Source organism: Exiguobacterium sp. UBA6282 (genome assembly GCF_002440475.1).
Classification (GTDB): domain Bacteria; phylum Bacillota; class Bacilli; order Exiguobacteriales; family Exiguobacteriaceae; genus Exiguobacterium_A.
In genome coordinates this window covers 38,882-45,834 of the sequence record NZ_DJUM01000027.1, presented here as the reverse complement: position 1 = coordinate 45,834, position 6,953 = coordinate 38,882, and the positions used below count along the sequence as shown (strand labels likewise).

General features: G+C 49.2%; 9 protein-coding genes and 1 pseudogene. 1 reads left to right on the top strand and 9 read right to left on the bottom strand.

Going from position 1 to position 6,953, the window contains the following annotated elements; all coding sequences use genetic code 11:
* From B2751_RS08675 to B2751_RS08655, 5 genes are all read right to left on the bottom strand, one after another.
* The coding region (locus B2751_RS08675) for an ArdC-like ssDNA-binding domain-containing protein (protein WP_290774297.1) at positions 1-1,062 on the bottom strand (1,062 nt) is incomplete at its 3' end.
* Positions 1,063-1,067: 5 nt separating this feature from the next.
* On the bottom strand, positions 1,068-1,346 hold the full coding sequence (locus B2751_RS08670) for a hypothetical protein (protein WP_058266051.1): 279 nt from the start codon (positions 1,344-1,346) through the stop codon (positions 1,068-1,070).
* Positions 1,343-1,798, bottom strand: coding sequence for a hypothetical protein (locus B2751_RS08665; RefSeq protein ID WP_290774296.1), 456 nt, complete (start codon positions 1,796-1,798; stop codon positions 1,343-1,345). Before B2751_RS08665 ends, B2751_RS08670 begins: the two co-directional genes overlap by 4 nt.
* Before the next feature lie 11 nt (positions 1,799-1,809).
* Positions 1,810-2,970: a MobP2 family relaxase gene (mobP2, locus tag B2751_RS08660; RefSeq protein ID WP_290774295.1), complete on the bottom strand. Its 1,161-nt coding sequence runs from the start codon at positions 2,968-2,970 to the stop codon at positions 1,810-1,812.
* Complete coding sequence (locus B2751_RS08655) at positions 2,963-3,214, bottom strand: hypothetical protein (RefSeq protein ID WP_058266048.1); 252 nt, start codon at positions 3,212-3,214, stop codon at positions 2,963-2,965. Before B2751_RS08655 ends, mobP2 begins: the two co-directional genes overlap by 8 nt.
* Positions 3,215-3,351: 137 nt before the next feature.
* On the opposite strand from B2751_RS08655, the gene B2751_RS08650 reads away from it, so the two are divergent.
* Positions 3,352-3,519, top strand: coding sequence for a hypothetical protein (locus B2751_RS08650; RefSeq protein ID WP_290774293.1), 168 nt, complete (start codon positions 3,352-3,354; stop codon positions 3,517-3,519).
* A gap of 422 nt (positions 3,520-3,941) precedes the next feature.
* Here the strand turns inward: B2751_RS08650 and B2751_RS08645 are convergent, their stop codons facing one another.
* The 4 genes and pseudogenes from B2751_RS08645 to B2751_RS08630 form a co-directional block, all read right to left on the bottom strand.
* The gene (locus B2751_RS08645; RefSeq protein WP_214725520.1) at positions 3,942-4,781 is read right to left on the bottom strand and encodes a hypothetical protein; all 840 of its coding nucleotides are present in this window, start codon (positions 4,779-4,781) and stop codon (positions 3,942-3,944) included.
* Positions 4,782-5,339, bottom strand: coding sequence for a hypothetical protein (locus B2751_RS08640; protein WP_133208775.1), 558 nt, complete (start codon positions 5,337-5,339; stop codon positions 4,782-4,784).
* A gap of 13 nt (positions 5,340-5,352) precedes the next feature.
* Positions 5,353-6,459: a lysozyme family protein gene (locus B2751_RS08635; RefSeq protein WP_290774290.1), complete on the bottom strand. Its 1,107-nt coding sequence runs from the start codon at positions 6,457-6,459 to the stop codon at positions 5,353-5,355.
* Positions 6,459-6,953 (bottom strand): annotated as a pseudogene (locus B2751_RS08630) (type IV secretion system protein VirB4); the annotation flags it as partial. The pseudogene B2751_RS08630 and the gene B2751_RS08635, both read right to left, overlap by 1 nt.

Here is a 6,953-nt window from a genome sequence, read left to right as displayed (position 1 = left end):
TGGTGAATGTTGCATGATTCGTTCTAGCCGTTCAGCTAACGGTAATCCGTGTTCGGTAATCTGCACATTCTGTTCGATATACTCAATCATCTTAAGGGGTGATGCTTCGCGTTCCAAGATTTGCTCCTGCTCGAGTGAAGCATGGATTTCACGGATGAAATGACCGGATGTCTGATGGACTTCGTGCAACAGATCTTCCTTGTCGCGCAAGTCTCTCCCTTGCGTCCAGTTGGCGAGATACGATAAGGAAAACTCATCCGTCGGAAAACCAAAATGTGCTGCGACCGTATAAGCGACCATCTCCGCTTGGAATTCCTTCTCATGTGGATTCAACTCGATTCCGCGCTCTTCATTCCGTTCCGTGTTATGCAGATTGGCGTGCGCGAGTTCATGAATCAGGATGGTCACGTTCTCGATGTCCGAGTTCCGCAGATTGAGGGCGATCGCGTTCAGTTCCGGATAGAAGCATCCTTTCGCCGTACCAAGTTCGCTCAGTGGCTGATCGAGTATTTTCACGTCTTGTGTCTCGGCAATCCCATTCAATGCGCGGCGAAACGATTCCTCCTCACGTAACGAGCCATTTCGATGATAGGAAGCGAAGAGCTCAGAGACTTCAAGTCCCTTTTCCCGTGCATCGGTCTGTGTGTACTCGAAGACATGACCAATCTTGTAGTACATCGCTTTATGCGTCGGAAGAGAACCTTCCTTTGCACGTTTTTGCTCCGTCTTCGTGGCGTCCTTCCACGCCACCCACTCCGTCTCTCGTTTGATGAACGTAACGGGGGAGGGAACGAAGATCTTAATCCCTTTCTCACCCTTTTGGACCTGGACACCTTGCTTCTCCCAGTAGGCATAGGAACCAACGGCACGAGCACCTTGGAACTGCTCCTCAATCAACAGCATGTTCCGCGTCGAGTAACGATGGAACCGGCTCATGAAGTCGAGGTGTTCCTTGATGCTCTCCTGACTGACGAAGTGGGAGGCGAGCTGCGTCTCCATCTTATCTGTCAACGCTTGGACTTCCTTCTGGTAATCCTCACGCGTTTTCTTCTTATATGCCATACCACTTACGCTCCTTCCGACGAAACGAACGAATCAGCAGCACCTTCAAAATCGTTCAACTCTTCTAATACCATCGGGTCGGTAGCCAGTCGATCGAGTAGTAGATGACGGTGATCACGTGATACCGGGAGTAATACCAAGGGTTCTTCCTGCAAGAGTTGCAGTAGCGCGTGTTCCTCCTGTGAAAGGGGAATGTCATAGCGCGCTTGATGAATCATGACGGCGACATGAGTCGGATGCAGTTCGAGAAGTGTGGCGAGTGTGAAGGCTTCGAGTCGTCTCATTTGTGAATCATCCTTTCTTCGTCTGAATGCTTATATTGCTTTCGTTGGTCGATTCGCTTTCTTACAGCCGTCTCTGCCGTCTCAAGAAACGAGGGACGGTATTCGGTCGTCGGGATGATGTCCTCGATGCTCTCCGTCTGCATCAGGGCTTGTAGCAATTCGATCAATACCTGTGTTTGAAGGTCTGTTTGTTGGACGCTCTTTCGTAACGGAGAGAGACTTTTTGAAATATGTTCTTCCCAGAACGTCGTCAACTCTTGCTCGATCTGTTTCGAGACGGAACGGCTGACATAGTTCAAGTCCCATTGTTTTTTGATCATCTCCTGATAGTCACGGATGATGTGATCGATTGCCGGACCAATCCCTGACAACCGTTCTCTCTCCCGGTATTCCTCTAAAAATTCAGCGGTCACGGCACTCATCTTGATCCGGACTTGTTTTGTTTCCTCCACTGCCCGTCACCTTACCTTTCGTGTTGGACTTCCTGTTCGAGTTGTTCAAACGCACGCTGGTTCTTGATATGGTCCCATTCATCATTCATGTGTCGTCCGATCCGATAGAGTGTCTCTTGCATGATCCGTTCACGTCGAAACGCTGATCGGATTTTTTGTTTCGGTGAGGATGTATCCCCCTTCGTAAGTTTCGGGAACGACTTATCTGATTCACGCATCTCGGACAGGATAGCGTTTCCCATTCGTGTATAGAGGTCCTGTTCTTTCGTCTTCCGATATGCCGATGCTTGAGATGAAGATCCGTAACTTCGCTCGTAGAATGCGACCTCCGTATCGAGTCTTTGCTTGAAAGAGGTATGCTCCTTCTCGAAGTAGGTCGCTAGATACGCGTCAGTCAATCGATTGAGTGAAGGACGCAGTTCTTGCATGCCGTTCATGTTGTAATACCACTGCCGTTTATCATCCGGTAGTTGTTTCTGAATCGCTTTATATTGGCGTACGAGTTCCGGATGTAGCACGCGGTTTGAAACAGATAGTGTTGCGTGATTTCGTTTGTGAGCCAGAACTTCATCACGGATGAAGGCATTCAGTTTCTCTTGTTCACGTGTTCGGTCGGCAAGCGTATGGACGACTTGCGCCTTCATCTTCTCAATCGTTTTCGGTTTACGTTTGCCCCGTTCACGTGGATGAACTGTCTCAACTGTCGCGACATGGACGTGGATGTTATTCGTGTTGTAATGAATCGCAGCGGTCCACGTCGCATGCAGCATCTGTTCCTTTTCGATCATCAGCGCGGTTGCATTCCGTGTCGCCTGCATCAACCGCTGTTCATCGATGTAACGATTTTCTTTGACGCCGACTTCCTGTAACCACGCTTCATCAAACGAGATGACGTCTTGCCAAAGGATGCTGCCGTTCTCTTGTGCCCGACGGAAAATATCGCGTAACTGCTCTCGTTCATTCGCATTCAATCGGTCTTGCGTCGCCGTGAACAGACCGCTTGATTTCAGTTCATCTTCCATATAGTCGTGATAGTTTTCGAATTGATGCGACCGCGCTTTCGTCTCCGGACGATCGATGTAGCTGAGGTAGGTCGTATAACGACGCGCACGTCGGGTTGCTTGCGGCAACTTGAACTTTGATTTGATGATGACGCCGGGAATGTTACTCATCCTGCATCACCTCACGGAAGAGTGTAGTCAAGAGTTCGAGTTCGGTTGCGCTCCGCTTTAGATGCAAAGTGTTCGCTTCGAGCTGTCGTTCGAGGCGTGCGACTTGCGTCGACTGTACGCCGTCCGCGCACCAGGTCGTCAACAATCCTTTCAATAACTCTTGCCGGGAGCACATCTGTTTCTCCGCCTGTTCGTCGAGTTGTTTGACGAGGACAGGGTCGATGTCACGAATCAAGAGATCCATCTGTCTTCCTCCTTTTATCACGAAAGTGAATCTCAATGTTCTAAAAAAGTTAAATGACTTTCGAACAATTGCTTCGTTTCTCCTGTCATTAGAAGTGAGAAAGGTAATCCTACTTAGACAAAGAACGGAGGAAACATATGCAATCCATCATCGAACACGGTTACGCACTTGGAGAAGCCGTGAGCGTCTCCTTGATCGTGGAACTTTTAAAAGCCATGTATGCGAAGACACGCACACGTGAATCTGTCTCAGTTGATATGAGTGACGCTTCTAGTGCAAAGAAACAATCAATCGGTATCAATTAATAAATTTTTCCATTTGCTGAAACCTCACACTTCCGAATGCTGTATAAGGATGAGAGGAGGGGATGGAAGATGTCGGTTTGGGTGCTCGCGTTGTTCGGATTAGCTTTTAGTTTTGGTTCGTTTTATGTCATGTTGAAAGTATTTGAGTCGTTAAAAAGATAATCCGAGAACACATTCAACGAGCCGAGATGCTCGTTTTTTTATTGGACTCGATAGAAGGATGACCAAGTTTTCCAGCCAAAAATCAGAAGCAGTAAAAAACAAAATGGATCTAAAATCGTGAAAAAGAGCATAAGGGGAAACTGCTATCACTCAGCGTGCTAGCCTAGGCGGAGCCTAGTGTTTCCCTGATATCATCAAAATCGCCAAAAGGTCACACCGCGTGCCACTAAAAACCGCATTTTGGCACGGTGTTTGCCACCTTACCATTTCATTTCACGTGCTTTAATGCGCAGCTGATCTTGTCTTTTTTCTTCTTGCGTGAGTTGTTTTTTCAATTCCGTTTGTCGTAACAGTGCGTCTTCTTTGTCTTGCTTCAGATTGAAGATTTCATCCTCACGTTCGACTTGTTCATCGAGTGTCAGGTCGGGTAAGGTGGCTTGTTTCATCTCAATGTCTTGTTCAATCTGTTGGATGAGAGAAGCTAGTTCCGTCTGTTCGCGCTTCATGTTCTTGATCCGTTTTTGACTTTGCAGGTGCTCGTCAGCGAGAAAAAGTTGTGCATAATCGTCCGCTTGTTGTTTAGAAAGTGACGTCTTTAGTACACGTCGTTGATCCATATAGAGTGATTCGACGAGCGCATCTTCTCGCTTCGTCACACTCAGCTTCTCGAGTGACTGTTCAGGTTTAATGACATACAAGCGGAGTGCTAGTTGATCAAAGTCACGCGGTACATCTTCGATTTCAAAGATGTAGTGCTCGTCCTGCTGATAGACGACACGGACGCGTTGCTCATCCGTCGGGCGTTCCTTATAAGCGATACGCGTAACAAGTCTCGTCGCGTAATCTTGAGGTTGATCGAACTGGAGACGGATGCGCATTTGTTTTCGCTGCACATCATGGGACCAATCGAGAAGCGTGACGGTCTGTCCATTCGTTAACCGTTGTTCTTCGCCGATGGGTGTCGCATTGATCGGTTGTTCCTCGGCAAAGAAAAGGGAAGAGAAGCCGAAAAACAGAAAACCAATCAAGAAGAACAGTCCTGTTCCGAGATACAGTCGTGACCAATCACGGGTCAGCGTCTTTCGTTTTCCTGGATGCATTTAGACACCTCCTGACGTTTGAAGGCTCTTCATCTGATCGACAACGTAACGTTTATCTTGATGCGTAAAGGTCAGTTCAACTAATTCTTCAGACGTCTCTTCATAACCATTGGCATCGATCGTCAATGTCCGTTTGAAGCGGACGAGACAATGCTCTGGATCGTCCCGATTTGGAAAGACTTCGATGTCCGAGACGGAGGCGGTGAACTTGTTATCGCTTCCGCTACTCGCGAACAACGTTTGTTTGATGGACTCCGACATATACTGATCGGCTTGTCGTTTGCGTGTTGGATAGGTCCCATCCTCCCATGTGAAGGCGAACGTGATAAAGCGTTCCGCGCTCTTCGAAATGATTGAATTTTGTTCTTGCTCTTGTTCATTAGTTGAGATGGACGGATCTGACACCGTCGTTTTTGGTAACACATTCTTCTCGTCTTTCTCGACGATTCGATGCGATTCATCTGCTGCCATCGAACGATATTGATAGACATTGGCACTGATTGACAGCAGCAGACAGAACAACACGAGCCATAGGAGATGACGACTCGTCAATGCCATAGTTCATCCCTCCCTATAGCGAAAACAGTGGTGCCGGATCAATGTGACCGGACCAATCACTCGTCTTAAATTCGATGTGCAGATGATTCCCGGTCGAACGTCCGGTCGACCCACACATCCCGATCGCTTGTCCAGCTTCGATCTTTTGCCCCGTCTTAACCTGGCGTGCAGAAAGGTGGGCGTAAGCGGTAATCCAGTCGCCTTGTTTGATCTGAATCAGTTGCCCATACGGTCCGCGTAAACCGCTATAGGTGACGGTACCGGAGCGAACGGCGTGGACGGTATCCGTATCGTGGCAACTGAAATCGATGCCCGTATGGATATCCGTCTTTCCGAAAACGATCCGTGACCCGAAACCCGATGTCATCTGCAGTGGGATGTCGAGCGGAGCATGAAGTTTCCCTTTAATCGGTCCTGTCTTGCCTTCCGCTAGTACGGTCGGTGTCAGATAACGGAGGACAGCATCGACATATTCGATGTCACCGTAGCAGGCTTGATGCTCAATCGCGCTCGGACGATGGCATTGATAGATGCCGCTCTTCTTGACGCGTTGGTACATCATCTGTGAAAAAGAAATCGCGAGTTGTTTCGTATAGCGTCCCCCGTTTTCTTGGACGTAATCAATGAAGCCACCCCCGAAGTTGTAACTCTGGAGCGTCAACTTGACGTCCTTGTTCGCTTGCCGGAAGACGGAAACGAAGTGCTTCACGCCGTAACGAATGCTCTCGTCGGGCGAGGTGATACAACCAATCCGTCCGCACTTCGATTCGCTCGCTTGCATCGGATCGTTCCCGCGTCCACCACTTTCCTGCATCATCAATGCAAGGACGACGTTCGTCTGTCCCTCGAGCTGTTCTTTCTTCAGTTCGCGCGCGATCGCTTCGCGGTATTGTAGGACATCATCACTGACTTGTAGACTCGCGTCCGAGTAAGCGATCGGTGTCTCCGTCGCCTGTTCATTCTCGATCCCGGTCAACGTATCGAGAATCCCTGCGACGATGATGATCAGTAGGAGAAGCAGAAGCGCGATTCCGAGAGCAATCAGACGATACTTTAAGGTCAGGAGTCGCCATTTCATCCGGACGGCGACACGTGCCGACTGCCGGACCGTACTCCACATCAGGCACCACCTCCGAACAACGTCAGCTCCTCGGGTGAGACATCGACATCGAAAATCAACGTCTTCACACCGGAGATACTGAGGACGATCCGTCCTGTCTCGAGCGACGGAATCAACCGCGTCTCACTCTCCGTCAACTGTCCGTCGAAGACGGTCTGGATCGTAGGGATGCTCTCGGCATCCTGCTCGCCGATGAATTTATACTGCGTCAACTGGAACAACGTCTTGACGTTTTCCGCGTTCTCCGACTTCGAGCCGGTCGGGACGAAGTCCGTGATCAAGTGCGAGGCGAAGAAGATGCCGCCAAAGTATTTCCGCGCTTCGCGCATGAATTGTTGTAGGTACAGGATTGCCGGTTGCGCGATATCGCGCGTATTGATCAGGTGATGCGCCTCATCGATGACAATCAGATACTTGAAGGCATCCTCGATCAATAACTCGCCCTGGTTGTAGCTGCGGAGTTGTCCGGCACCATTAAGAATCATCCCGTCCCA

Excerpts from the sequence above, each read along its gene's own strand:
- B2751_RS08645 (WP_214725520.1), bottom strand. The coding sequence starts at position 4,781 with ATGCATCCAGGAAAACGAAAGACGCTGACCCGTGATTGGTCACGACTG.
- B2751_RS08655 (WP_058266048.1), bottom strand. The coding sequence starts at position 3,214 with ATGGATCTCTTGATTCGTGACATCGACCCTGTCCTCGTCAAACAACTC.
- mobP2 (WP_290774295.1), bottom strand. The coding sequence starts at position 2,970 with ATGAGTAACATTCCCGGCGTCATCATCAAATCAAAGTTCAAGTTGCCG.
- B2751_RS08635 (WP_290774290.1), bottom strand. The coding sequence starts at position 6,459 with ATGTGGAGTACGGTCCGGCAGTCGGCACGTGTCGCCGTCCGGATGAAA.
- B2751_RS08670 (WP_058266051.1), bottom strand. The coding sequence starts at position 1,346 with ATGAGACGACTCGAAGCCTTCACACTCGCCACACTTCTCGAACTGCAT.
- B2751_RS08640 (WP_133208775.1), bottom strand. The coding sequence starts at position 5,339 with ATGGCATTGACGAGTCGTCATCTCCTATGGCTCGTGTTGTTCTGTCTG.
- B2751_RS08650 (WP_290774293.1), top strand. The coding sequence starts at position 3,352 with ATGCAATCCATCATCGAACACGGTTACGCACTTGGAGAAGCCGTGAGC.